The organism is Allobosea sp. R86505, assembly GCF_042466375.1.
Taxonomy (GTDB): domain Bacteria; phylum Pseudomonadota; class Alphaproteobacteria; order Rhizobiales; family Beijerinckiaceae; genus Allobosea.
Window position 1 is genome coordinate 2415477 of the sequence record NZ_JAXHPY010000001.1, and the last position, 24703, is coordinate 2440179.

The following is a 24703-nucleotide window of genomic DNA, read 5'->3' on the forward strand; positions in this document are numbered from 1 at the left end:
GGCAAATCCTAGCCGACCCGCGTCGGACGCCAAGTTTCCTGGGGGCTACGCCAATCGATTCCCGACAAAAGATAGCCGAGCTGAGCCGTAGAGATCGTCACTGCCCCATCCGCCGGACTCGGCCACAAAAAGCGTCCCCGCTCCAGCCGTTTGGTGAACAGGCAGGCCCCTTGGCCATCATGCCAGATCACCTTCAAAAGATCGCCGCGGCGCCCTCGGAAACAGAACAGATGCCCGCTCAGCGGATCACGGCTAAGCACTTCCTGAACCTGCAGCGACAGGCCCGGAAAGCCACGGCGCATGTCGGTGTAACCCGTCGCAAGCCAGACCCTCACCCCCGGCGGGACCGGGATCATCGCAGCGTCTCCAGGCCGCGTATGATACGAAGCAGCGTATCAACATCAACCCTTCCGTCGACGACGACACGCCGCCCGTTCGACGTCACGATCTCGATCCGGCTGCCATCCACCGGCAGCGGGCTGGTCGTCGCCGTCACCTCCGGCACGATCACAGCCGGAATGAACCCAGCGCTTGAAGCGGGACCAAGCCGACCGGCACGTGCGGCATCGCGCCAATCGTTCAACTGCGAGCGCGTGATCGCGTACTTGCGCGCCGTCGCCGAGCCCAGTCGCCGACCCGAATAGCTCTCCTCAACGATCCGCAGTTTCGCTTCATCGCTGAAGCGCCGCCGACCGCCCCGCTCAACGATCTCAAGCCGACTGATCGGTGTGCCTGTATAGACGTCCATACAGACACATTCTCACCCCCAAGCATCAATCCTCAAGACGGCCGAGCTCGTAGGGGTACGACGGGGGTGGTTCCGGGGAATATCATCGACGCTGCGCACCAAACCCCCCGACCGGCCGAAAGCCGCGGGGTTTCGCACCAATTCCCCCGAAAGGGGATGCGCGGAGTCGGGTGGCGCGCGGACCAGAGCCGCGTGCCGATGTCGAATGTCGATGTCGAGGTCGATGCAGCGCCGATCTCGCGCCGCCCGGCTCCGCGCGCGGGGATTTTGGGCGTCACGGCCGATCGTCCCTGACGAGGGGACTTACTGCCGCTCAACCTCCGGGAGCCCCCGCCCGCGACGGCGACGCCTCCCGAAACCCGCCACCACACCCGGCCGCACGACGCCTCGCGACAGCCCCCTTGGTCGGGTGCAGCGCGGGGAGGATAGGGGTGGGCGGTGTTGCGGGGATAAGGGAGCGAGGTTATGCCCGCTCGAAGCTTGGAGGTCGAAAGCGGCCCCTGATCAATCGATCGGGCGCGCTGTGCGTCTGACCGGCGGCGTCAGCCGCCATTCCACAAGGTGCTGCATGCGCCGATCCTGCTCGCGCTCATTTGTTCGCCCACTTCGAAGCTGTTCCACCATTAGCGGATGCTCAGCCCATCTCCCGACGCAGCGCCTGCCAGTTGCCGGCACTATCAGCCGGCGTCTGTGATAATGACGCTCATGGGAAAACCTCAAGCCGAGAATCTGGAAGCATCGCCGCGAAGAAGGCGACGAGACGATCATGCAGCTCCGGCAGGCGCTCGCGGGGAAACCAGCGCACTGGAACAGTGTAGGAAATGATAAATTGACCGGCACAAATTTGGAAAATACGCCGTTCATTGCCGGTGCGGGCGCCTTCTGGCAGAACATGTGAGAAGTTTCGGAATTCGTACCACCCCTCCCAAATCGAAGATCGCGCGCATCGCCGGTTTTGCCACATCTCCCGGCTCATACCGTGCGTGTCGTACTGTGTCCCAATCTCGAATGCGCCGAGCCAAAGCTGCTGACGAATGAGGTCGGCATCGGCTTCCTGATCCGGGTCGCGCCCCCACAACTGCCCAATGTTGAAACTGACGCTTACTCCGCCGATGTTGTTATCGAGCAAGGGACGGAAGCGATCGGGATTGGCGATCACAGTTGCCAGATTCGTGCCTCCGGCGCTGAATGCGATGGTTGGAATTTTGTGGAAAGTCACACGGTTCGGATGCTGCAACATCGGCGCAGGGAGGATCACGCGATCGCCCTGGATGGTCAGAACCAGGCTTCCATCCGGCAAGGTCGGCCACGGCTGAGCGGAGATCCGTGCGGCCGACAGCATTAACATCGCGACAGATAAGACTAGTGTGAACAGATCTTTCGTCCCGCGCCCGCCCCATCCTTGCCGCCCGCACACGACGCCTTAGACCCGTATCGTTGCACAGCCCACGACCATCACACACATCGGGATGCGCGAATGGTTCCATGTCGGTCAGGATTGAGGGCCATTGATATGACTGTCAGGTCCCGACTCCGCCACCCGCGGCGATAGCGCTGGTCAATGGGTCGGGTGCCGACACCGCGCTGCTCATCGTCAAGCGCGGTGGTCATGGGTTCCGGGCTCTTCGCTGGCGCGAAGCCCCGGAATGACAAGCGGTGGTTCGCGCGGTGACAATGACGGGCGACTGCCCCCGCCCTCACTCCACGCTGACCGCCCGCGTCGCCAACACGCGCAGGCCGCTGACGGGGGCGTCCATCACATAGCGCAGCTCATAGGTGCCGGGCTGGTCGGGACCGTCCAGCGTCGCCTCGACGTTTTCCTGCGGGAAGAAGGATGGGCCTTCCACCGCGGGGGCGGCGCCGACGGGGACCAGCACGACGCGGTCGCGCTCGCCATTGGGGCCGATGCCGCGCACCGGCAGGGCCTGGCCGCGGCCGATGCGGGCCGGTGCGGCCAGCGTCGCCTCGGGCGGCGTGGTGACGAGCGGCTGGCGCAGCAGGATGACGGGGGCGCCATCCTGGTCGCGGGTCAGGCGCAGCTCATAGGCGCCGGCCTCGCCCGGCGTGGGCAGGCTGGCCGAGGGGCGGGCGCGCAGCGGCACCACGACGATGGCGGTCGCGGGCGGGTCGGTCGGGCGGGCGATGGCGAGCCGCGACCCCTCCGGTGCACGGGTGGTCAGGACAGTCAGCGGTGAGCCGGCCATCACCCGCTGCGAGGCGGACAGGGTGGGCCCGGTGGGTTGCGGCGGCTTGCGGGAGGCCTGCGACTGGGCGCTGGCCGACGACAGGGCTGCCAGCGGCAGGAGGACTGCCGCCAGCAGGACGAGACGGCGCGGGCTCATGTGCCGCGCGCCAGCTTGCGGATATGGGCGGCGAGTTTCGGGCTGCGCGCGGTCAGCGCCTTGAAGTCGATCTGGTCGAGCACGAGGAGCTTGGTCGGCGCAGTGGCGACCGCGGCATTGACGCCCGAGGCATGGCTGGTGATCGCGACGTCGTCCAGCGTCAGCGCGCCGAAGAAATGGCCTTCGTCCAGAATCGTCTTTCCCTCCGGCAAGGCGAGCTCGACCTCGCCGCTGGCGACGAAATAGAGCGCCTGCAGCGGATCGCCCTCATGCGCGACGACGACGCCGTTGCGCACGGTGCGGGCGCGCAGGAACTGCATCACCTCCGCGATCTCGACCGCATCGAGTTGGCCGAATAATGGCACGCGCGCGATCATGCTCCAGGTCACCACGAATTCGCGGCGGTGGATCTCCTGCGCGAAGGCGGTGGCGACGATGCCGACCGGCAGCGCCAGCATGACCAGGCCGAGCACGGCCGTGACGGCGGCCACCGCCTTGCCCGCCGCCGTGATCGGCGAGACGTCGCCATAGCCCACCGTGGTCAGCGTGATGATCGCCCACCACATCGCGTCGGGGATGGTGCCGAGCTTGTCGGGCTGGGCCTCGTGCTCGACGAGATGCATCAGGCTCGCCGTCATCAGCATCACGCCCATCAGCACGACGAAGCAGGCGAAGAGCGCCTTGCGCTCGGCGTGGAGCGCGGCGGCGAGCGAGGCCATGCCCGGCGAATAGCGGCCGAGCTTGAAGAAGCGCAGCAGCCGCAGCAGCAGCAGGACCCGCAGATGGCTGAAGCCGAAGACCGCGAAGAGAAGCGGCAATGTCGCCAGCAGGTCTATGATCGCAGGCGGCGACAGGGCATAGGCCAGCCGGGCCTTCGCCGCGGGCAGCGTCCGGTAGCGCATATGCTCGGGGGCGACCCAGAGGCGTGCGACATATTCCAGCGTGAACAGGACGAGCGAGACCGCTTCCAGCGCCGCGAAAGCCGGGCCGAAGCGCGCCGCGATGTCGGGGACCGATTCCAGCACGATCGCCGCGACGTTCGCGCAGATCAGCAGGATGAGCCCGCGATGGATCGCGGTGGCGACAGGGTCGTCCCCCGCGCCATGGTCGAACCAGAGATGCACCCGGCGCCGCCATCCCATCGCAGAGGCGGCGGCGTCCATGGCGGCTTCAGCCCATCGCGCCGGCGACGGCGTCGAGCGCGGCCTGCGCCTTGTCGCCATCGGGGCCGCCGGCCTGGGCCATGTCGCGGCGTCCGCCGCCGCCCTTGCCGCCGAGCGCCTCGGAGGCCGCGCGCACCAGTGCGACCGCGTCGAACCGCTCGGTCAGGTCCGGCGTCACGCCGACGACGACGCCGGCCTTGCCGTCCTCGGCGACGCCGACGATGGCGACGACGCCGGAGCCGATGCGGGTCTTGGCCTCGTCGGCGAGGCTCTTCAGATCCTTCATCTCGACGCCGCTGATGGCGCGCGCCAAGAGCTTCGTGCCGGCGATCTCCTGGACCGGGTCCTGCGCTTCGCCGCCGCCGCCCATGGCGAGCTTCTTGCGGGCCTCCGACAGCTCGCGCTCGAGCTTGCGGCGCTCCTCGATCAACGCGGTGAGACGGTTCCCGGCCTCGTGCGCGGGCACCTTGAGCAGGCTGGCGAGCCCGTCGAGCAGGCGCGACTCGGTGTTGAGCCGCAGGCGGGCGCCGTTGCCGGTCATCGCCTCGAGACGGCGCACGCCGGCGGCGACCGCGCTCTCGCCGACCACGCTGACGAGGCCGATATCGCCGGTGCGACCGGCATGGGTGCCGCCGCAGAGCTCGACCGAATAGGCGCGGCCGGTGGCGTTGGTGCCCATCGAGACGACGCGGACCTCGTCGCCGTATTTCTCGCCGAACAGCGCGCGGGCGCCCGAGGCGATGGCCTCGTCGACGCTCATCAGCCTCGTCGAGACCGGCTCGTTCCTGAGCACGATGGCGTTGGCGATCTCCTCAACCTCGCGCAGTTCCTCATCCGAGATCGGCTTGGGATGCGAGAAATCGAAGCGCAGCCGATCGGGCGAGACCAGCGAGCCCTTCTGCGCGACATGATCGCCCAGCACGAGACGCAGCGCCTCGTGCAGCAGATGGGTGGCGGAGTGATTGGCGCGGATCGCGGTGCGGCGGGCATGGTCGACCGTCAGCTCGACGGCGGCGCCGCGCTTCAGCACGCCATCCTTGACGGTCACCGCATGGGCGAAGACGTCGCCGAGCTTTTTCTGGACATCGCCGACGGTGGCGAGGAAGCCCGCGCCGCGGACCGTACCGGCATCGCCGACCTGGCCGCCGGATTCAGCATAGAACGGGGTCTGGTTGACGATCATCAGCCCGGTCTCGCCGGCGGCGAGCGTCTCGACCTCGGTATTGTCCCGGATCAGCGCGGTGATCACGCCTTCGGCGGTCTCGGTGTCGTAGCCGAGGAATTCGGTGGCGCCGAGCTTGTCGCGCAGGGGGAACCAGAGCTTCTCGGTCGCGGCCTCGCCGGTGCCGGCCCAGGCGGCGCGCGCCTTGGCCTTCTGCTGCTGCATGGCGGCGTCGAAGCCCTCCGTATCGACGGTGACGCCGCGGGCCCGCAGCGCATCCTGCGTCAGGTCGAGCGGGAAGCCATAGGTGTCGTAGAGCGTGAAGGCGACCTCGCCCTTCAGGCTCTGGCCGGCGGTCAGGTCCTTGGCGGCGTCGTCGAGCAGGGTCAGGCCGCGGGCGAGCGTGGTGCGGAAGCGGGTTTCCTCGAGCTGCAGCGTCTCGGAGATCAGGGCCTCGGCGCGCAGCAATTCGGGATAGGCGCGGCCCATCTCGCGTATCAGAACCGGCACGAGCTTGTGCAGCAGCGGGTCCCGCGCGCCGAGCAGCTGCGCATGGCGCATGCCTCGGCGCATGATCCGGCGCAGCACATAGCCGCGGCCCTCGTTCGAGGGCAGCACGCCATCGGCGATCAGGAAGGCCGAGCAGCGCAGATGGTCGGCAATGACGCGGTGGCTCGCCTTCATCGGCCCGTCGGAGGGCACGTTGGTGAGGTCGGCGATGGCGGAGATCAGCGCCGCGAAGAGGTCGATGGCATAGTTGTCATGCGTGCCCTGGAGCACGGCGGCGATGCGCTCCAGCCCCATGCCGGTGTCGATCGAGGGTCGGGGCAGGTCGGTGCGGACGCCGCCCGCCGCCTCCTCATACTGCATGAAGACGAGGTTCCAGATCTCGATGAAGCGGTCGCCGTCCTCGTCGGGCGAGCCGGGCGGGCCGCCGGGGATGTGGTCGCCATGATCGTAGAAGATCTCGGAGCAGGGGCCGCAGGGGCCGGTGTCGCCCATGCGCCAGAAATTGTCCGAGGTCGGGATGCGGATGATCTTTGAGTCGGAGAGGCCCGCGATCTTCTTCCAGAGGCCATGGGCCTCGTCGTCCTCGGAATAGACCGTGACGGTCAGCTTCTCCTTGGGCAGGCCGTATTCGCGCGTGACCAGGGTCCAGGCGTGTTCGATCGCCTGTTCCTTGAAATAGTCGCCGAAGGAGAAGTTCCCCAGCATCTCGAAGAAGGTGTGGTGGCGGGCCGTGTAGCCGACATTGTCGAGGTCGTTGTGCTTGCCGCCGGCGCGGACACATTTCTGCGCGGTGGTGGCACGAACGTAAGGACGCTTCTCCTGGCCGGTGAAGACGTTCTTGAACTGCACCATGCCCGAATTGGCGAACATCAGCGTCGGGTCGTTGCGCGGCACGAGCGGGCTCGACGCCACCACCTCATGGCCCTGGCCCTTGAAATAGTCGAGGAAGGTGGACCGGATTTCGTTGACGCCGCTCATCGCTGTTCGAACTCTTGGCTATCGGGCTGCCCTCCGGGCAGGGCCGGCGGTTTCAAGCGTTCTAGTGAGGCGGCTTGCCGCTGTCGAGAGAGTGAAGAGCGCAAGGCGTTGAGCCCAAACGACAACGGGCGGCCCGAGGGCCGCCCGTTGTCCTGCGCCGTCATTCTCGGGCTTGACCCGAGAATCTCTTGGCAGGAGATGCCCGGGTCAAGCCCGAGCATGACGCTTGGTGAGAGTGTCCGCTCAGGCCTCGCCCTCGTCGAGATCGTCGGCCGTCGGGGTCGCTTGGTCGAGGATACGCTCGGCGACGAGGCCGGAGTTCTGGCGGATCGTCGCCTCGATCTTGGCAGCCATCTCGGGATTGGCCTTGAGGAAGGTCTTGGCGTTCTCGCGGCCCTGGCCGAGGCGCTGGCTGTCGAAGGAGAACCAGGCGCCGGACTTCTCGACCATGCCGGCCTTGACGCCGAGATCGACGAGTTCGCCGACCTTGGAGATGCCCTCGCCGAACATGATGTCGAACTCGACCTGCTTGAAGGGCGGCGCGACCTTGTTCTTGACGACCTTGACGCGGACCTGGTTGCCGGTGGCCTCGTCACGCTCCTTCAGCGTCGAGACGCGGCGGATGTCGAGGCGCACGGAGGCGTAGAACTTCAGCGCGTTGCCGCCGGTCGTCGTCTCCGGGGAGCCGTACATCACGCCGATCTTCATCCGGATCTGGTTGATGAAGATGACCATGCAGTTCGAGCGCGAGATCGACGCGGTGAGCTTGCGCAGCGCCTGGCTCATCAGGCGGGCCTGCAGGCCGGGCTGGACATCGCCCATCTCGCCCTCGATCTCGGCGCGCGGGGTGAGGGCTGCGACCGAATCGACGACCAGCACGTCGATCGCGCCGGAGCGGACGAGGGTGTCGGTGATCTCGAGCGCCTGCTCGCCGGTGTCGGGCTGGGAGATCAGCAGGTCGTCGAGATTGACGCCGAGCTTGCGGGCATAGACCGGATCGAGCGCGTGCTCGGCGTCGACGAAGGCGCAGACGCCGCCCTTCTTCTGGGCTTCGGCGATGGTGTGCAGAGCGAGCGTGGTCTTGCCGGAGGATTCCGGGCCGTAGATCTCGATGACGCGGCCGCGCGGCAGGCCGCCGACGCCGAGCGCGATGTCCAGCCCGAGCGAGCCGGTCGAAATCGTCTCGATCTCGATCGCCTGCTGGTTCTTGCCCAGGCGCATGATCGAGCCCTTGCCGAAGGCGCGCTCGATCTGCGAGAGCGCCGCATCCAGCGCCTTGGCCTTGTCCATCGAGGACCCTTCCACCAGTTTCAGATTCGCCTGAACTCACGACTCGCGCTCCTTATGGCAGGGGCGCGGGGACATCTCAATCCGCGCCGATGGCGTAGGATGGTCATGGTTTGTTCTGGTTCGCAAGTTCTTTTTCTGTTCTCATTACGGGCCTGCTGACAGGAGGTGGCAGGAAGGGTTATGGCTGGCGACGGCGGGGCGCGGATGGCAGCGGTTCCGAGGACGGAGGAATGTCGGCATGGGCAGGCGCGCACGCGATTTCGGGCTGATCTGCGGCACGCTGCCGCCGGGGCCGCTGAACGCGATCACCGATGTCGCCGGCGTGCGCGTCGGCCATTGCAGCCTGCGCGAAGGAAACGTTCTCACAGGCTTCACGGCGGTGCTGCCGCATGAGGGCGATCTCTTCCGCGACAAGCTGCGCGCGGGCTGCGACGTCATCAACGGCTTCGGCAAGAGCGCCGGGCTGGTGCAGCTCGCCGAGCTCGGCCAGATCGAGACGCCGATCCTGCTCGGCAACACCTTTTCGGTCGGTGTCGGGCTCGACGCGCTGGTCAGCCGGGCGCTGGCCGCCAATCCCGAGATCGGACGCGAGACCGGCACGGTCAATCCGCTGGTGCTGGAGTGCAATGACGGGTTCCTGTCGGATATCCGCGCGCGGGCCCTGACCGAGGCCGATGCGTTTGCGGCGCTCGAGGCCGGGGCGGGCGGGCCGGTGGCCGAAGGGTCGGTCGGCGCCGGCTCGGGCATGAGCGCCTTCGGGTTCAAGGGCGGCATCGGCACGGCGTCACGCCTGATGCGGCTGGATGGCCGGGATTTTACCCTGGGCGTGCTCGTGCTGGCGAATTTCGGCGTGGCCGGCGATCTCGTTCTGCCGGACGGGCGCCGGCCCGTGCCGCCGGTGCCGACGCCTTCCACGCCCGAGCGCGGCTCGGTCATCATCGTGCTGGCGACCGACCTGCCGCTGGAGTCACGGCAGCTGACCCGGGTGGCGCGCCGCTGCGGCGCGGGTCTGGCGCGGCTCGGCGCCTTCTGGGGCCATGGCAGCGGCGACATCGCGGTGGCCTTCAGCACGGCGGGACGCATCGCCCATCACGAGGCGGCGGACATCCTGCCGATGGCGATGCTCAACGAAAGCCGGATCGACGGACCGTTCCGTGCCGCGGCCGAGGCGACGCAGGAGGCGGTGCTGAACGCGATGCTGGCGGCGCCGGCGATCATCGGGCGGGACGGCAACAGCCGGCCCTCACTGGCGGATGCGCTCGGCTGAGCGCTAGCCCATCGCCGCCTTCACCGTCTCCACGAGCTGCTTCATCGTGAAGGGTTTCGGCAGGAACTGGAAATCCTCGCCCTCGGGCAGGTTCTTGCGGAAGGCTTCCTCGGCATAGCCGGAGACGAAGACGACCTTGGTGTTGGGGTTGCGCTGGCGCAGCTCGCCGAGCAGCGTCGGGCCGTCCATCTCGGGCATCACCACGTCGGAGACGACGAGGTCGATCTGGCCGTCATGGGCGAGGAAGATGTCGAGCGCCTCGACGCCCGAGGCGGCCTCGTGGACGGTGTAGCCGCGCGAGACCAGCATGCGGGCGTTGAGCGCGCGGACCGCGTCCTCGTCCTCGACCAGCAGGATGACGCCGGCGCCGGTGTGGTCGGCGGCGACCTTCTTGGGCGCCTCCTTGACCGCGGCCTCGGCGGCGATCTCCTCCTCGCTGGGAACATGACGGGGCAGGAAGATGCGGAAGATCGTGCCGCGCCCGACGACCGAGTCGCAGAAGACGAAGCCGCCGGTCTGCTTGACGATGCCATAGACCATGGAGAGGCCCAGGCCCGTGCCCTTGCCGACCTCCTTGGTGGTGAAGAAGGGCTCGAAGATCTTGTCGAGATGCTCGGGCGCGATGCCGGTGCCGGTGTCCTCGACCTCGAGCAGGACGTAGTCGTCCGCGGGCAGGGCGGCATGGGCGAAGGTCGCGCAGTCGGCGCGCTCGACATTGCGGGTGCGCACGGTGAGCTTGCCGCCATCGGCCATGGCGTCGCGGGCGTTGACGGCGAGGTTGACGATGACCTGCTCGAGCTGGCCGAGATCTGCCTTGACCGGCCAGAGGTCGCGGCCCTGGCGGACATCGAGCGTGACCTTGTCGGCGACGACGCGCTTCAGCATCAGCGAGAGGTCGGAGAGCACGTCGCCGAGCTCCAGCACCTGCGGGCGCAGCGTCTGGCGGCGCGAGAAGGCGAGCAGCTGCCGCACCAGCGCCGCGGCGCGGTAGGCGTTCTGCTTGATCTGCATGATGTCGGGGAAGGAGGGGTCCGTCGGGCGGTGGCTCGCCAGCAGGAACTCCGAGGCGTTGATGATGACCTGCAGCACGTTGTTGAAATCGTGCGCGATGCCGCCGGCGAGCTGGCCGACGGCCTGCATCTTCTGGGCCTGGTCGATGTTGTCCTTGAGCTTGCGCTCGGCAGTGGTCTCCAGCGCGTAGATGATGGCGCGCTCGCCGTCACCGTCCTCGGTCGCGGCGACGGGGGAGAGATAGAGCCGCGCCGAGCGGGTCTCGTCGGCGGCGAGCGTCAGGTCGAGCGGGGTGATTTCGGAACGGCCCTCCATCGCCTCGGTCAGCGCCCGGTCGAGCCCGCCGCCCGGCGCGACGAGATCGAGGATCGTGGCGGGCTGCGGCCCGGTCGGGGTCAGGCGGGCGAAGGCGGCGTTGGCGCGCAGGATCGCGCCGTTGCGGTCGACGGTGGCGATCGCCATCGGCGTCGAGTGGAAGAAGCGGGCGAAGCGGATCTCGGCCTCGCTGCCACCGTCGGTGCCGGCCTCGCCCGGGGCGCGGTTGAGGACGAGCGTGCGCGAGGGGCCGGCGCGACCGTCGCTGCCGAAGGCGACCTGGTGGTGCAGGCGCACGGGGAGGGGGGCGCCGTTGCGGCGCTTGAGATCGACGTCGAGCACCTCGACGCGCACGTCGCCGGCATGGCCGCGGATGGCCTGGACGAGCGCGGCGGCGGCCGGCGTCGCGATGTCGTCGAGATGCAAGCCCCCCGAGCCGAAGCGGGCGAGGTCGAAATCGAGCCAGCCGGAGAGCGTCGCATTGAGATAGGAGACCTCGCCGTCGGCATCGATCGAGACGAAGCCGGCCGGCGCATGGTCGAGATAGTCGATCGCGTGCTGGAGTTCCTGGAAGGCGTTCTCCTGGCGCTCGCGCTCGGGCGTGACGTCGGCGACCGACCAGAGCGTGGCGGGCCGCCCGTCGCGGCGCAGCGGCGAGACCTTGATGCGGTACCAGCCGACGGCGCCGCGGCCGCCCAGCGCCGGCTCGAGCCGGACTTCCTCGACGAGCTTGCGGCTCTCGCGCGCGGCGGTGGCGAGGCGGTAGATCGCCTCCGAGACCTCGGCGCGCCCGGTGAAGAGGCTGCCGACCGGGCGCAGATCGCTGGCGCCGCGCGCGCCGGCCAGCGCCAGATAGGCCTCGTTGGCGTAGACGATCGCCGTCTCGCCCTCTGTGACGACGACGCCCTCGTCGGCCCGGTCGACGATCGCCTTGGTGAGGTCGTTGCGGGCGGCGCGGCCTGAGAACTGCACGAGCCCGATGGCGAAGGCGAAGAGGCCGAAGACGCCGACGACCGAGAGCAAGGCGAGCAGCCCCAGTATGAGCGGCTGCGCCCATTCGTTGGCGATGAAGCCGAGCGCGATCGCCGAGCCGACGAGCAGCCCCGCCACCAGCAGGATGATGCCGATATGGCCCGGCTTGTCGGAGCGATCGATCGCAGTCGTGGTGCCGCCCATTGCGGTGTGGTCCGTCCCTTTGGCGACGCGCCGGCCCGATGGCGACCGTCGAGGCTTCCCGGCGAGTTAGGCGCGGCGGCGCTTCAGGCGCAAGACGTATCCGATGACTTCCGCCACCGCCTGGTAGTGTTCGACAGGAATTTCTTCGTCGATGTCGACGCTGGCGTAAAGCGCGCGCGCCAGGGGCACGTTCTCGACGATCGGGACCTCGTGCTCGCCGGCGACCTCGCGGATCTTCAGCGCCAGCGCATCGACGCCCTTGGCGAGACAGAGCGGGGCGGCCATGCCGGGCTCGTATTGCAGCGCGACGGCGTAGTGGGTCGGGTTGGTGATGATCACGGTCGCCTTGGGCACCTGCGCCATCATGCGCTTGCGGACGCGCTGCATCCGGATCTGGCGCAGCTTGGCCTTGACCTCGGGATTGCCTTCCGAGTTCTTGTATTCGTCCTTGAGCTCCTGCCGGGTCATCCTCTGGCGCTGGTGCCAGGAGAAGCGCTGCCAGACGAAGTCGCCGAGCGCGACGACGGCGAAGAGCGCGAGTGCCGCCGCCATCAGCTTGATCGCCAGCACGAGCGTTGCCGGCAGCAGCGCCGCGACGTTCATCTGCGCGAAACCCTCGAGCCGGTCGTGCTCGTTCCAGAGCGTGATCCAGAGCACGGCGCCGACCAGCCCGGTCTTGGCCAGGCCCTTGGCGAAATTGACCCAGGCCTCCTTGCCGAACATGCGCTTGGCGCCGGCCATGGGCGAGATCCGGCTGAATTTCGGCATCAGCGGGTCGAGGGTCCAAAGCGGCTTGTGCTGGACCAGCGCGCCCACCAGCGCCGCGACGAGGATGAAGGCGAAGGGCAGGCCGAGCGCGGCGAAGCCGGTCATCACGCCCTGCTTGGCCACATTGGCGAAGGCCGAGCCGTCGGAGGGTACCTGATGGGCGTTCATCAGGAAGGCGCGCAGCGAGAGCGCGCTGTCTTGGGCGGCCCAGCCGGCGCCGACCAGCAGCGCCAGGGTGAAGCCGCAGAGCACGAAGAAGGTGCCGATCTCCTGCGATCGGGGAATGTCGCCCTTCTCGGCCGCCTGCTCCAGCTTTCGCTGGGTCGGCTCCTCTGTCCTGTCTTCCTTGTCGGCCTCCTCGGACATCGGCGCTCAACTCCCGGTGAACTGGCGCAGGAAGCCGCCGAGTTCGCCCAGGAAGACGCTCATCATCACGCCGATCACGGCGAAGAAGACGAGCATGCCGCCGAGAATCGAGGCTGGGACCGCGAGGAAGAAGACCTGGAGCTGCGGCATCATGCGGGCGAGCACGCCGAGCCCGAGATTGAACAGCAGGCCGAAGACGATGAAGGGCGCCGAGATCTGCACCGCCAGCGCGAAGCCCTGCGCGGCAGCGCGCACGGCCAGGGTCATCACGTCGTCGACCGGCGGCAGGGCCCCCGGCGGCAACACGCGATAGCTCTCATGGATCGCGACGATAGCGAGGTGATGCAGGTCGCTTGTCAGGATCAGCGTGATGCCGAGCATGGTGAGCAGGTTGCCGATCGAGGGGTTCTGGGTGCCGCCGGTGGGATCGACCGTCATCGCGAAGCCCAGCCCCATGGTCTGCGCCACCAGCGTGCCGGCCGTCTGAAGGGCGGCCATGACGAGGCGGGCGCAGACGCCGATGACGAGCCCGATCAGGATCTCGCCGACCAGGAGGCCGAAGACACCGGGCATGTCGGGCGGCAGGTTGAGCTGAGGGCGGGCCATCGGCACCATCATCAGGGCAATGAAGAAGGCCAGCGAGAGCCGCGCGCGCGAGAAGATGAAGCGCTCGCCGATGCCCGGCATCAGCATCACCAGCGTGCCCACCCGCGCGAAGACGAGCACGAAGACGGCGCTGATCTCGGGCAGGATCGCGATCTGCATCGTGCCGCCTCGCCCTCGTCGCCAGTCGGGGCGCCGCGGGGCCGGGCCGCCGGGGAGGGCGAGGCACGGCAGCGGCAGGCTCATTCGCCCGTGGCGATTCGGACGGCAACCCGCCCCATATAACCCGCCAGCGCGTCGCCCATGAACGGCAGAAACAGCATCAGCGCGGCAAAGACGGCCAGGATCTTCGGGACGTAGACGAGCGTCTGCTCCTGGATCTGCGTCAGGGCCTGGATGAGCGAGACGGCGAGGCCGACGATGAGGGCCACCATCATCAGCGGTCCCCCGGCCTTGAGAAAGACCATGATGCCGTCGCGGGCGACGTCGAGAATGGCTCCGGATGTCATTGATGTCGTCCTGATCGCCCGGCTCAGACCGGCATCCGCATGATTTCTTCATAGGCCGCGATGACGCGGTCGCGCACGGCGACCAGCGTCTCGATCGCGGCCTCGCTCTCGGCGACGGCGGTGACGACGTCGACCACGTCGGCGCGGCCGGCGGCGACGGAGGCCGCCTGCGCGTCCGAGCGCCGGCCGGCATCGGCGGTGGCCTCGAGCGCCTTGCCGATCATGGAGGCGAAATCGGCGCTGCCGCTCTCGGAGCCCGAGGCGGTCTGCGGCTTGCGGAGCAGATTGCCCGCGCCCATCCCCTGGATCGAGGCATAGGCACCGGCGGCGAAACTGGGCGTGGCCATGACGGTCTTTTCCTTCAGGCGCGCAGGATGTCGATGGTGCGCTGGATCATCCGGCGCGTCGACGAGATCAGGTTGAGGTTGGCCTCGTAGCTGCGCTGGGCCTCGCGCATGTCCATCGTCTCGATCAGCGAGTTGACGTTGGGCATGCGGACATTGCCGGCGGCGTCGGCCGTCGGGTTGCCCGGCTCGTACTTGACCCGAAAGGCGCTCTGGTCGCGCTGGACGCGACCCATATCGACCACCTGCGCCTCGAGTTCGCGATCGAAGCGGCGCTGGAAGGTCGGGATCTTGCGGCGATAGGGGTCGGCCCCGGCGCGCTCCGGTCCGGAATCGGCGTTGGCGACGTTCTCGGCGATGACGCGCATGCGGCCGGACTGGCTGCGCAGCCCCGACGTCGCCACCGCGATGCTCTTGAGAAGATCCATGTCGTCCGTTCTCCCTGGTCCACGACGCGGGCGCCCTTGCGGGACCCGACGGCGTCAGCGCCCCTTGCCGATCGCGATCTTCATCAGCCCGAGGCCCTTGCTGTAGAGCGAGGCGGCGAACTGGTAGTCCGACTGGTTCTGGGCGACCTTCATCATTTCGTCCTCGAGATTGACCGCGTTGCCGCTGGGCGTCGTCTCGAAGCGGCGGGCGCGGGCGCTGTCGAAGCCGTCGCTGCGGCCGCCGATCCCCATATGCCCCTCGCTGGTGCGCGCCAGCGAGACGCCGGAGACGCCGCCGGCGCCACCCGCGCTGATCACCGGCGCCTTCACGTCCATCGGCCGGAAGCCGGGGCTGTCGGCATTGGCGACGTTCTCGGCCAGCACCTTCTGGCGCGACTGGTGGAAATGCATGCGCGTCTTGAGCGCCTGCATCAGGTTTCCGCCTGTGCCCAGGGCCGAATTCGCCATGACCGTCGCCCTCCCATTGCCGGCACGAGGCCGCTGCACTGGGTAAATCTTGCCGGGCGCATGGTTAACGAGCGGTTAAAGACCCCGGGTTTCGAGCAACCGGTTAACCACGGATTCACCATGTTTCCTGAAAGCGCGGGCGCTATGCTATAGCCAGCGTGTTCAACATCGGGTGGATTCCGGCAACCGGGACCCGGCCCCGCCGTCGCTTATGAGGCAGACCTTGCAGAGCTTGTTTGGCTTCGATCTCCCGACCGCGCAGAAGTGGGTCATCGCCTTCGGCGTCATTCTCGTCCTGCTGGTGCTGCTGGGCCTGTTCGCGCGGCAGATCAAGGACGGCCGGCTGCGCATCAAGGGGCAGGGCGGGGGACGCGCCCGGCAGCCGCGGCTCGGCGTGGTCGACATCCACGACCTCGACCGCCAGCGCCAGCTCGTGCTGATCCGCCGCGACAATGTCGAGCATCTGGTGATGATCGGCGGCGCCTCCGACGTGGTCGTCGAAACCAACATCGTGCGCAGCGGCGGCCGGGCGGCGATGCCGGTCCAGCCGGATCTCGGCCTGCCCGACCGGCCGCTGCCCTTCGACACGCTGATCCCGCCCGAGCCGCGCGAGCCGGCCGAGGACCCGCGCCGTGCTGCGCCGCCGGCCCCGGTGGCGCAGGCGCCCGCCTTCCCTGACCCGCCGCCGCGCGTGCCCTCGCGCCTGTCGCCGACGGCGGCGGAAGCCGCGGTCGCGGCCGCAGCGGGCGGTGCCGCGGTGCTCGGCGCGGCCGCGCTGGCGCAGGCGGCGACGTCCTCCGCGCCTTCGTCCGAACCGCGAGCGTCTGAACCTCCGGCCCCTGCGCCCATGGCGGCCGCACCCTCGGTGCAGCCGCCGAATTTCGCGCGCGACCATGCGCCGGCCCCCGTCGCCAGCGCGGTCGAGCTCGACGACATGGCCCGCCAGCTCGACGAGGCGCTGAAGCGTCCGTTCTCGGCGGTGCGGCCGGGGCCATCACCCAGCATGGTCGCCCCTCCGATCTCGCCACCCGCGCCGGAGCCCGTGGTGAAGCCGGCCGAGCCGGCGCCCGCACCGGTCAGGAGCGAGGCCCCGCCGGTGGTCGTGCCGGCTCCGGAGCCCGTATCCGCGCCGATGTCGACGCGGATTGTGCCGCTCGATGTCGAGGCGGAACTGGAGATGGCGCTGGGCCTGAAGCCCGAGCGCCTCGTGCCGAAGCCCGCCGCTGCGGTCGCCCCGCCCGAGCCGCCCAAGGCGGCAGAGCCCCAGAAGCCGGTCGAGGCCCCGAAGCCGGTCGAGCCTCCCAAGCCCGTCGAGCCCGCCAAGGCGGCCGAACCGCCGAAACCGCCGCCGGCCTCCCCCGCCGCCAGTCCGCTCCCGCCGGCCCCCGAGCCCGCGTCGGCGGCTGCCCCCGAGATCGACCTGCACGAGCCGGAGACGCCCGAGGAGCGGGCCGAGGCGAGCGCGCCCGTCGCGCCACCGGCCAGGCCCGAGCCGGCTGCCGAGGCCGAGCCCAAGCCGCAGCCCGAGTCCCAGCCGGCGCCCGAGGCCGAGCCCAAGACGATCGACCCCTTCTCGGTCGATGCGATCGAGGCCGAGTTCGCGCGGCTGCTGGGCCGCGATCCCAAGGCGAAGTCCTGAGCCTCGCGATCAACAGGTTTCGCGCGCACGCGGCACTCTGACGCCGCCGCGCCCGTTGCTGGCGCGGCGAGGCCGGCTCTAGCGTGGCGCAGCCCGACGGGTTGATTCGGGCGCAACCACGGCCGTGTGCGGGACCATGATCTGCTTCTCTGCGAGATGGCGCCGCTGCGTGCGGAGCCCGCGCGCCGTGACCGGCAGGCTCGTCCTGTGGGCGATGCTGCTGGCCGTCCCCGCAGGGCCGGCGCTGGCGCAGACACTCTCGCTCGATCTCGGCCAGGGCGGGGGCGTGGCCGAGCGCGCGCTGCAGCTCATCGCGGTCATCACGGTGCTCTCGCTGGCGCCGTCGATCCTGATCATGGTGACGTCGTTCACGCGCATCGTCGTGGTGCTGTCGCTGCTGCGCTCGGCGCTGGGCACGCAGACGGCGCCACCCAACGCCGTGATCATCGGGCTGGCGGTGTTCCTTACCGGCTTCGTCATGGCGCCGACGCTGCGTGAAGCCTACAGCACCGCGGTGGCGCCGCTGGTGGCGGGCCAGATCCAGCCGGCCGAGGCCTATAACCGCGGCGTCATCCCCTTCAAGACCTTCATGCTGCGCCATGTCCGCGAGAAGGATCTGGCGCTGTTCATGGAGATGTCGCGCGAACCGCCGCCGGCGACGCCGGAGGAGGTGCAGATCCACGTGCTGGTGCCGGCCTTCATGATCTCGGAGCTGCGGCGCGCCTTCGAGATCGGCTTCCTGCTGTTCGTACCCTTCCTGATCATCGACCTCGTGGTGGCCTCGATCCTGATGTCGGTGGGCATGATGATGCTGCCGCCGGTGACGGTGGCGCTGCCGTTCAAGCTGATCTTCTTCGTGCTCGTCGACGGCTGGGGGCTGGTCGCAGGCTCGCTCGTGAAGAGTTACGGCGGCTGAGGGGCGGACTCCGTCTCAGCTCCGCCCGGGAGCCGGCGGCGTTCCGGCGGGCGGCGCGCCCGCTGCAGCCGGTGTCGGCGCGGGCGGCGCCTCGGGCGCCGGCGGCTCGGCCGCGGCTTCCGGCTTCTTCTGGCGCGGCGCTGCGGAATAGGCCGGGTAGCGCTCGCGATAGGCCTGCATGAAGTCCGACAGGGTGTCGGCGCCGGCGGCTGCGGCGGCGCGGGCCATTTCGCGAATGTCGGCCGATTTGGTGCGGTTGGCCCCGGTGACGAAGGCGAAGGTCCGCGCATCGGTGCTCTGCGCCATCTTGGTCGCGAACTTGCTGCGCAGCCGGTCGAGGGAAAGTCCCTCTTCGGCCATGACATAGGAGATGGCGGCCCGCATCACATCGGCCCGCTGGCTGTCGGTCAGAGGTGTCTCGCCGCGCCAGCTCTCGCTGAGGATGCGCTCATGCGATTCACCGGCCTCGCGCCAGCGCCGCCCGGTCCAGTAGATGTCGGCGCGCAGACGGTCGATCTCTGGGCCCTGCTCGACCTCCAGCAGATCGAGCGCCTGGTCGGTGCGCGAGAGATCCGACAGGGCCTTGGCCTCGAGCAGGAGGCGGGCGCGCTTGACGTCGGCGGGCAGCTCGACGAGGCGTGTCGTGCTGATGGCGCGGATCGCGTCGGCGGGCTTGCCGTTCATCAGGCTGACCATGGCCAGACGCGCCGCGACGGTCGAGCGGGCCGCGCCGCTGAGGCGCCGCTCGATCTGGTAGCGCAGGATCTCGCTGGCCTGGTCGAGCAGGTCGAGGCCGATCAGGCGGTCGGCGAGAAGCCGCGTGATCTCGTCGCCGCGCCGGCCGATCGGCAGGAACTCCTTGAAGTCGTAGAACAGCGCCAGCGCCTCGATGCGTGGCAGCTTGTCGAGGCCGGAGCCGGTGAACAGCTCGGCGAAGCGCTGGGCCGTCTCGTCCTGCATGCGCCGCGTGAGCGGATGATCCGGGAAGGTTTCGCTCGCGCGCCGTGCCACCTGGAACGCGTCGCGCCAGCGCTGCCCATCGGCATAGAGCCGGCTGAGCTCGGCGAGGGATTCGATCTCGAGCTCGCCGCCCCGCCAGATGATCGACACCGTCTCCAGCCGCGCCAGGATCTCGTCGGGCCCGATATCGGCGCGCTTTTCCGCCTGGACGAGCTTGACCGCGCGAAGCTGCGCCTCCGCCGCGACGGGCCGGCTGCGCGCCTCGAAGAGCGGCTTGTAGCCGGCGAGCGCGTTGTCGGGCCGGCCCGCGGCATCGTCCAGCATGGCCCGCAGCAGGGCGAGTTCCTCCTGGTCGACCGCGTCGTGCGGCAACGCCCCGAGGAGCCCGATCTCGCGTTCGGCGACGGCCATGTCCTGCAACGCCAGGGCGGAACGCGCCTTGGCGAGCCGCAACTCGGCCTGGAGGTCGACGGGATAGTCATTGAGTATCGCATCGCCGCGACGGAAGCCGGCCAGGGCCGGAGCATGGAGACCGCGCCTCTGATCGACCAACGCGCGCCAGAGCCCGGTCTCGGGGTCGTCCTTGATCGCCGGTGCGTCGAAGGCGGCGAGGGCGTCCTTATGGCGGTGCATGCGGGCGGCGATGAGACCCTTGAGGAACAGGGCCTCGCGGTTGGTCCGCAGCGCGGGATCGTCCGCCATGCCGGCGAGGAGCGGGCCCTTGGCTTCCGGCAGGAGGCCGTTGGCGGCGTAGAAGCGGGCCAGTGTCAGGCGCGTTTCCGATTTGCGGGCGCGCGACGCGCCCGCGATCTCGCGCATCAGCTCGCGCTCCTGCTCGCGCACCGTGCCGACGACCAGCTTGTTCCACTGCTCCGGGTCGAGCAGAGGAGTGCGAGCTTCCGCGGCCTTCGCCTCGGCGGTGGTGTCTGGGGCGGCCACGTCCAGCGAGACGGTCAGGCCGCCGCTGCGCCCGATGCGAACCTGCTCCGTGCCGGCCCGCACGAGAACGTCGTCGGCCCGGGGGATGACGACGACACCGTGAACGGTCGGCGCCAGGCCGAACTCGACGAACTGGTAGGGCTTCGCGGTGACCCGGACAGGACCGGTCGCCGTCGCCACGGCCATCGGGAGCCCGGAGGGACCGGCTTCCAGCCAGTGGACGCCGGTCATGCCGCGCAGGGGCACCGCGACGACGGTGTGGCCCTGGTCGTCAATCGTCCGGGCCGGCGCCAGCGGCTCCGCCGGCTTGCCGCCCTGTTCGCCGAAGGCGAGCGACCAGGTCGTGGCGTCGTCGAAGAGCCGGGTCAGGGGCTGTCCGGCAAGGCGCAGCCGCACCAGCACGACACGGCCCTCGCGGGTGACCGTCGCATCCTCGATGATCTGCGGCAGCAGGCCTTTCAGATCCGCGGGGTCGATGGTGTCGCGCGTGTCGAAGGCCAGTGTCGCCAGGCCTCCCTCGACGAAGCCGGCCGCACCGGTCCGGCGGGGGAAGCGGAAATCGAGCTTCGTGCCGTTGGCCACGATCTTGACCGGCTGAGGCTCGGGATCGACCAGCGGCGCGACGACAGCGGCGGGTGCGGGGGCAGCCGGAGCCGCCTGCGCCGGAGCAGGGGCATTCTCGACCGGTGCGGGAGCCGCCGCGGCCGGCGTCGGCGTCGGCGCCGGCTCGGGGTCAGGGCCGGCAGGCTGGGCCAGCGTCGCAGCCGGGGGCGGGGCGGGCTTCAGCAGATCGAGCAGCAGCCCGTCCTCGTCGCGGAAGCTGCGGACCTTCCAGTCCTTCGGCACCTTCAGGGCGAGCTTCGTGGCGTCGGCGGTCGTCTCGTGGTTGCGCAGGCCGACGCCGTCGGGGAGGGCGTTGCGGATGGCGGCAGGATCGACCGTCATCGGCCGGTCGAAGGTCAGCTTCAGCTCGCCGTCGGCCAGCTCCGGCTTGAGAGTCGTCTCCGGCGTCACGTCGAAGATCAGGCGCTCCAGCGTCGGCAGGCTGGCGCTGCTCAGGCCGAGCGCCTTGCGCGACTGCAGGGCGGCACGGGCAGCCTCGCGGGCCTTGGCCTCGGCGACGCGGAGCCGCTCGCTGATCTCCGCGAGGACCTCGGGCGGCGGGCCGGGCATCAGGCCCTGCCAGTTCTCGGGCAGCAGATCGATGAAGGCGCGCTCGCCCGCCTCGATCAGATTGGCGCGATAGGGCCGGGTCAGGGCGAGCCGCAGGCCGCGCCCGTCCGGATCGACCCGGGCTATGGAGACATAGGCCGGCAGTTCGCGCGCGATCCGGGCTACATCGACTTTGACGCTCGTGCCGAAGGCCACCACCAGCACGCCGTTGGAAACGCGAATGCGCGTCGGCGTCGGTTCATCGAAGGTCAGCGACAGGCGGCCGAAGCCAGGCTGCATGACGTCGCCGCGCAGGGTCGCGTTCGCCGCGAGCGCCGGCGCGCCGAGGCCGGCGGCGGCGGCGAGGGCCGTAAGGCCGATGCCGAAGGCGAGGGAACGCGGGAGACGCAAAGCCGGACACTCACGCAACACGACATGGTCGGAGCCGGCCGGACAGCCCGCCCCGATCGCCGGACGCTAGCGTGTCAAGGATAATGCGGGGTTAAAGGCGCGCGCGCCCGGTGCGGCGGATCAGCGCCGCCGCGGAGCGGGAGCGATCGCCGGCAGTTCGGTGCCGGGGAGGGCGGCGGCGTCCAGCGACGGGCCGGCCGCGACCGGTGTGCGGGCCATCGTCGCGAGCGCCACCGTCAGCTTTTCGGCCCGGTCGGGCGCCATCGCGGCCAGGACCTCGGACATCTTGCGCGGGTTCATCTGCTGGACGACCGGCACCAGCACGTCCAGACCGAGACGATCGAAGACGCGGGCGGCATCCTTGGGTTTCATCGCCTCGTACATGATCACGAGGTTCTTGATCGCCTTGGCCTCTTCGCCCGCGGGCTTGGGGGCTCCGCCGAGGCCGGCCTTGGTCTCGAGGTCCTTGAGATCGCCGACACGGCTGTCGAGCTTCTTCTCGGCGGTGTCGAGCAGCCGCTCGCGCATCTCGAGCTCGCGCATGCGGGACTCGATCTCCTCGCGGCGCGCGCCCAGTCGCTCCAGCAATGCCTTCTCGGCCGGCGAGGTCGGGGCTGCCACGCCGTTGATGATGCCGGCCTTGTTCAGCGGGTTGGCAGCGCGGGCGGCCTCCTCCTTGGCCTCGGCCTCGGCCTTTTCCGCGTCCTTCTTGGCATCGGGCTTGTCGACCGAGCCCGTCGTCTCGGGGTCGAGCAGGGGGAGGTCGGGCGAATGGGCGTGGGCGATGACTTTGGCCAGGGCCCAGACCTCCTTGTCCGGTTTGGCCGGCTCCTCGGGCTTGGCGCGCTCCGCAGGCTTGGCGGGGGGCTTGGCCGTGGTGTCGGAGGCGAGAAACGGGGAACTGGCCGGGATCTTTCCGGGGTAGGGCTCCGACGTCCAGGCAAGCAGCTTCAGCGCCAGGAGACCCATGGCGCCGAGGATGACGGCCGGAAGCAGGCGGGGCCGTTCGATCACGCGGCGTGGCCCTCGAGCCGGCGCGCGGCGCGGGCGCGGATGGCGGCGGCGGACTGGGCGGCGCTCGCCAGCCGCGCGACCGGAGCCGGCTCGACGGGGGCGGGGGCCTCGGGCGCCTTCGGCGCGACCAGCGCCGCGGCGCTGACGATCTGGCCGATGCGGTCCATCACGTCCTGCCCTGCCTCGATCTGGGCGGCGAGATCGGCCGCATAGCGCTCGGCGGTCTGCAGCCGCTCGGCCAGGGTGCGGTCGCAGTCGCCGAGCGTGTTCTTGAGCCCGGCGATGGCGCGTTCGGCGGTGTCGGTGGCGGCGATCAGGGCGCCCACCGTCTGGCGCATGCCGGCTTCGTCGGCCTTCAGGCGCTCGATGCGCTTTGTCAGCACGTAGCAGGTGATGATGGTGGCGACGAGAAGGCTGGCGACCAGCACGTCGGCGATGAGGGTGATCGTCATCTGAATACGCCTATCAGGAGTTCTGGCCGTGCTGGTTGGAGTCGAAGGCGGCGATGGTCGTCTTGGAGCGCCGCAGCGGGGTGACGACCTGGACCGCGATCTTGTCGTCGACCCGGCCGATGCGACCGTCGGTCACGACGAAGTCGCCGCAACGCAGCGAGACGAAGGAATCGGGGCGGGCATCGAACATCAGCGTGTCGCCGATCTCGAGCTTCATCATCCGCTTCAGCGGCATCTGCGCCTCGTGCAGCACGCAGGTCACCGGAACCTCGGTCTGCCAGACCTCGGTCGCGAGGTGGTTCTCCCAGATCGGATCGCGCCCGAGCTTCTCACCCATGAAGCTTTCGAGCAGCAGATCGCGGATCGGCTCGATCGTGGCATAGGGCAGGATGATGTGGAGGGCGCCGCCGCGGCCTTCCATGTCGAACTTCAGCTCGACGCGGATCGCGGCGTTGGCGGGGCGCGAGATCGAGACGAAGCGGGGGTTCGACTCGATGCGGTCGATGGTGAAGGTCACCGGCGAGAGCGGCTTGAAGGCCGCCTCGGCATCGCCGAGAACCAGCGATATGACGCGGCGGATCAGCCGGATCTCGATCGAGGTGAAGGGCCGCCCGTCGACACGCGGCGCCGGCTGGCCGCGCTTGCCGCCGAACATCGTGTCCATGATCGAGTACATCAGGGCCGATTCGATCGTGACCAGACCGAAATTGTCCCATTCCTCGGCCTTGAAGACCGAGAGCATCGCCGGCTGGGAGATCGAGTTGACATAGTCGCCGAAGCGCACCGAGCGGATGCTCTCCAGCGTGACCTCGACGTTGTCCGTGAAGAAGTTGCGCAGGCTGGTGGTGAGCAGGCGGACGAGACGCTCGAAGATGATTTCGAGCATCGGCAGGCGTTCATAGGAGACCGAGCCGGAATCGACGATCGCCTGAATGCCGTTGCGCTCGTTCTTGTCGTCGCCGAGCGAGAAACCGAGCATCGTGTCGATTTCTTCTTGGCTCATCAGGCGGTCGGTACCGCCTTCCGGCTCGCCTTCCTCCTCGACCGGCTCGGGCATGGTGGCCCATTCGGCCGCCATGCTCTCCGGGCTCAGGGGCTCGTCCTTGGGGGGCGCGCCGGCGTTGTCGCGATCGCTCGTGCTCATGGGACTGTCGTCGCTTCCGTCATTGGACTCCGGCTCGGCCGGGTCACTGGATCAGCAGTTCCTTGAACAGCACCGCGTCGATCTTGGCCGGGAAGACCGTGACGTTGACGCGGCGCAGCAGTTCTTCCTTCAGGCGGTACATGCCGGCCGAGCCTTCGAGGTCGGAGGGCCGCAACTCGCGCATGAAGACCTGGAAGGCGTCCTCGACCCGCGGCAGCAGCGGCTTGATCTCGTCGGAGATCTTGGCGTCTGCGGTCTCGAGCACGACCTTGATCTTGATCATCGGCTGGCGCTCCTGCTGGGGGCCGCCGGTGATGCCGATGATCATGTCCTTCATCTCGATGAAGGCGACCGGCTTCTTGGCGTTCTTCGCCGCCTCGGCCGCGGCGATCTGCTCGGCCGAGGGCTTCTTCAGAAAGAAGAACCAGCCGCCGCCACCGGCGCCCGCCAGCAGCAAGACGCCGGCGACGATGATGATCAGCTTCTTCTTGCTCTTGCCGCCGCCGCCTTCGGCCGCGCCCTCGGCGGGCGCGCCGTCCTCGTCGGTCTTGGGCTTCTTCGCCATCGCCTGCCTGCCCCGGATTCGCGACGGCCGCACGCCTGTGCGGACCTCAGGGAACACCCTGAA

General features: G+C 69.1%; 22 protein-coding genes. 3 read left to right on the plus strand and 19 right to left on the minus strand.

Annotated elements, in window-relative coordinates:
• Positions 1 to 8 precede the first annotated feature (8 nt).
• The 7 genes from tnpB to recA form a co-directional block, all read right to left on the minus strand.
• Positions 9 to 356, minus strand: a complete 348-nt coding sequence (gene tnpB, locus SJY11_RS11640; protein ID WP_376986771.1) for an IS66 family insertion sequence element accessory protein TnpB — start codon at positions 354 to 356, stop codon at positions 9 to 11.
• The gene (tnpA, locus tag SJY11_RS11645; RefSeq protein ID WP_376986773.1) at positions 353 to 748 is read right to left on the minus strand and encodes an IS66-like element accessory protein TnpA; all 396 of its coding nucleotides are present in this window, start codon (positions 746 to 748) and stop codon (positions 353 to 355) included. Before tnpA ends, tnpB begins: the two co-directional genes overlap by 4 nt.
• 703 nt (positions 749 to 1451) lie before the next feature.
• A complete protein-coding gene (locus tag SJY11_RS11650; RefSeq protein WP_376986774.1) occupies positions 1452 to 2090 on the minus strand; it encodes a hypothetical protein in 639 nt (212 codons plus the stop codon).
• A gap of 355 nt (positions 2091 to 2445) precedes the next feature.
• A complete protein-coding gene (locus SJY11_RS11655; RefSeq protein ID WP_376986775.1) occupies positions 2446 to 3090 on the minus strand; it encodes a hypothetical protein in 645 nt (214 codons plus the stop codon).
• Positions 3087 to 4253 (minus strand): cyclic nucleotide-gated ion channel, encoded by a 1167-nt coding sequence (locus SJY11_RS11660; RefSeq protein WP_376986776.1) that lies wholly within the window; start codon positions 4251 to 4253, stop codon positions 3087 to 3089. The genes SJY11_RS11655 and SJY11_RS11660 overlap by 4 nt, the downstream gene beginning before the upstream one ends.
• A 7-nt stretch (positions 4254 to 4260) precedes the next feature.
• Positions 4261 to 6903: an alanine--tRNA ligase gene (alaS, locus tag SJY11_RS11665; protein ID WP_376986777.1), complete on the minus strand. Its 2643-nt coding sequence runs from the start codon at positions 6901 to 6903 to the stop codon at positions 4261 to 4263.
• A gap of 243 nt (positions 6904 to 7146) precedes the next feature.
• Positions 7147 to 8193, minus strand: coding sequence for a recombinase RecA (gene recA / locus SJY11_RS11670; protein WP_192642763.1), 1047 nt, complete (start codon positions 8191 to 8193; stop codon positions 7147 to 7149).
• 238 nt (positions 8194 to 8431) lie between these two features.
• Between recA and SJY11_RS11675 the strand changes: the two genes are divergently transcribed.
• Positions 8432 to 9460, plus strand: a complete 1029-nt coding sequence (locus SJY11_RS11675) for a DmpA family aminopeptidase (RefSeq protein WP_376986778.1) — start codon at positions 8432 to 8434, stop codon at positions 9458 to 9460.
• Positions 9461 to 9463: 3 nt separating this feature from the next.
• On the opposite strand, the gene cckA is transcribed toward SJY11_RS11675, so the two are convergent.
• The 7 genes from cckA to flgB all read right to left on the minus strand — a co-directional run bounded on the left by cckA (position 9464) and on the right by flgB (position 15448).
• Complete coding sequence (gene cckA, locus SJY11_RS11680; protein WP_376986779.1) at positions 9464 to 11962, minus strand: cell cycle histidine kinase CckA; 2499 nt, start codon at positions 11960 to 11962, stop codon at positions 9464 to 9466.
• A gap of 66 nt (positions 11963 to 12028) precedes the next feature.
• Positions 12029 to 13096: a flagellar biosynthesis protein FlhB gene (gene flhB / locus SJY11_RS11685; RefSeq protein WP_376986780.1), complete on the minus strand. Its 1068-nt coding sequence runs from the start codon at positions 13094 to 13096 to the stop codon at positions 12029 to 12031.
• A gap of 6 nt (positions 13097 to 13102) precedes the next feature.
• Positions 13103 to 13861 carry a flagellar biosynthetic protein FliR gene (gene fliR, locus SJY11_RS11690; protein WP_376986781.1) on the minus strand — a complete coding sequence of 253 codons (759 nt, stop codon included), beginning with the start codon at positions 13859 to 13861 and terminating at the stop codon, positions 13103 to 13105.
• Positions 13862 to 13941: 80 nt separating this feature from the next.
• On the minus strand, positions 13942 to 14208 hold the full coding sequence (gene fliQ, locus SJY11_RS11695; protein WP_305690670.1) for a flagellar biosynthesis protein FliQ: 267 nt from the start codon (positions 14206 to 14208) through the stop codon (positions 13942 to 13944).
• 23 nt (positions 14209 to 14231) lie between these two features.
• Positions 14232 to 14555, minus strand: coding sequence for a flagellar hook-basal body complex protein FliE (gene fliE, locus SJY11_RS11700; protein WP_326906463.1), 324 nt, complete (start codon positions 14553 to 14555; stop codon positions 14232 to 14234).
• A gap of 14 nt (positions 14556 to 14569) precedes the next feature.
• Positions 14570 to 14980, minus strand: a complete 411-nt coding sequence (flgC, locus tag SJY11_RS11705; protein ID WP_376986783.1) for a flagellar basal body rod protein FlgC — start codon at positions 14978 to 14980, stop codon at positions 14570 to 14572.
• 54 nt (positions 14981 to 15034) lie between these two features.
• Positions 15035 to 15448: a flagellar basal body rod protein FlgB gene (flgB, locus tag SJY11_RS11710; protein WP_376986784.1), complete on the minus strand. Its 414-nt coding sequence runs from the start codon at positions 15446 to 15448 to the stop codon at positions 15035 to 15037.
• Between the two features lie 223 nt (positions 15449 to 15671).
• On the opposite strand from flgB, the gene SJY11_RS11715 reads away from it, so the two are divergent.
• The gene (locus SJY11_RS11715) at positions 15672 to 17087 is read left to right on the plus strand and encodes a hypothetical protein (protein ID WP_376986785.1); all 1416 of its coding nucleotides are present in this window, start codon (positions 15672 to 15674) and stop codon (positions 17085 to 17087) included.
• 214 nt (positions 17088 to 17301) lie between these two features.
• Positions 17302 to 18003 (plus strand): flagellar type III secretion system pore protein FliP, encoded by a 702-nt coding sequence (fliP, locus tag SJY11_RS11720; RefSeq protein WP_326906520.1) that lies wholly within the window; start codon positions 17302 to 17304, stop codon positions 18001 to 18003.
• Positions 18004 to 18018: 15 nt separating this feature from the next.
• Here fliP and SJY11_RS11725 read toward each other — a convergent pair whose 3' ends face one another.
• From SJY11_RS11725 to fliL, 5 genes are all read right to left on the minus strand, one after another.
• A complete protein-coding gene (locus SJY11_RS11725; RefSeq protein ID WP_376986787.1) occupies positions 18019 to 21465 on the minus strand; it encodes a hypothetical protein in 3447 nt (1148 codons plus the stop codon).
• 120 nt (positions 21466 to 21585) lie between these two features.
• A complete protein-coding gene (locus SJY11_RS11730) occupies positions 21586 to 22479 on the minus strand; it encodes a MotE family protein (RefSeq protein ID WP_376986788.1) in 894 nt (297 codons plus the stop codon).
• Positions 22476 to 22931, minus strand: a complete 456-nt coding sequence (locus SJY11_RS11735; protein ID WP_326906469.1) for a DUF6468 domain-containing protein — start codon at positions 22929 to 22931, stop codon at positions 22476 to 22478. Before SJY11_RS11735 ends, SJY11_RS11730 begins: the two co-directional genes overlap by 4 nt.
• A 13-nt stretch (positions 22932 to 22944) precedes the next feature.
• A complete protein-coding gene (fliM, locus tag SJY11_RS11740; RefSeq protein ID WP_326906470.1) occupies positions 22945 to 24075 on the minus strand; it encodes a flagellar motor switch protein FliM in 1131 nt (376 codons plus the stop codon).
• A 43-nt stretch (positions 24076 to 24118) separates the two neighbouring features.
• Complete coding sequence (gene fliL, locus SJY11_RS11745; protein ID WP_326906471.1) at positions 24119 to 24640, minus strand: flagellar basal body-associated protein FliL; 522 nt, start codon at positions 24638 to 24640, stop codon at positions 24119 to 24121.
• Positions 24641 to 24703: the final 63 nt, after the last annotated feature.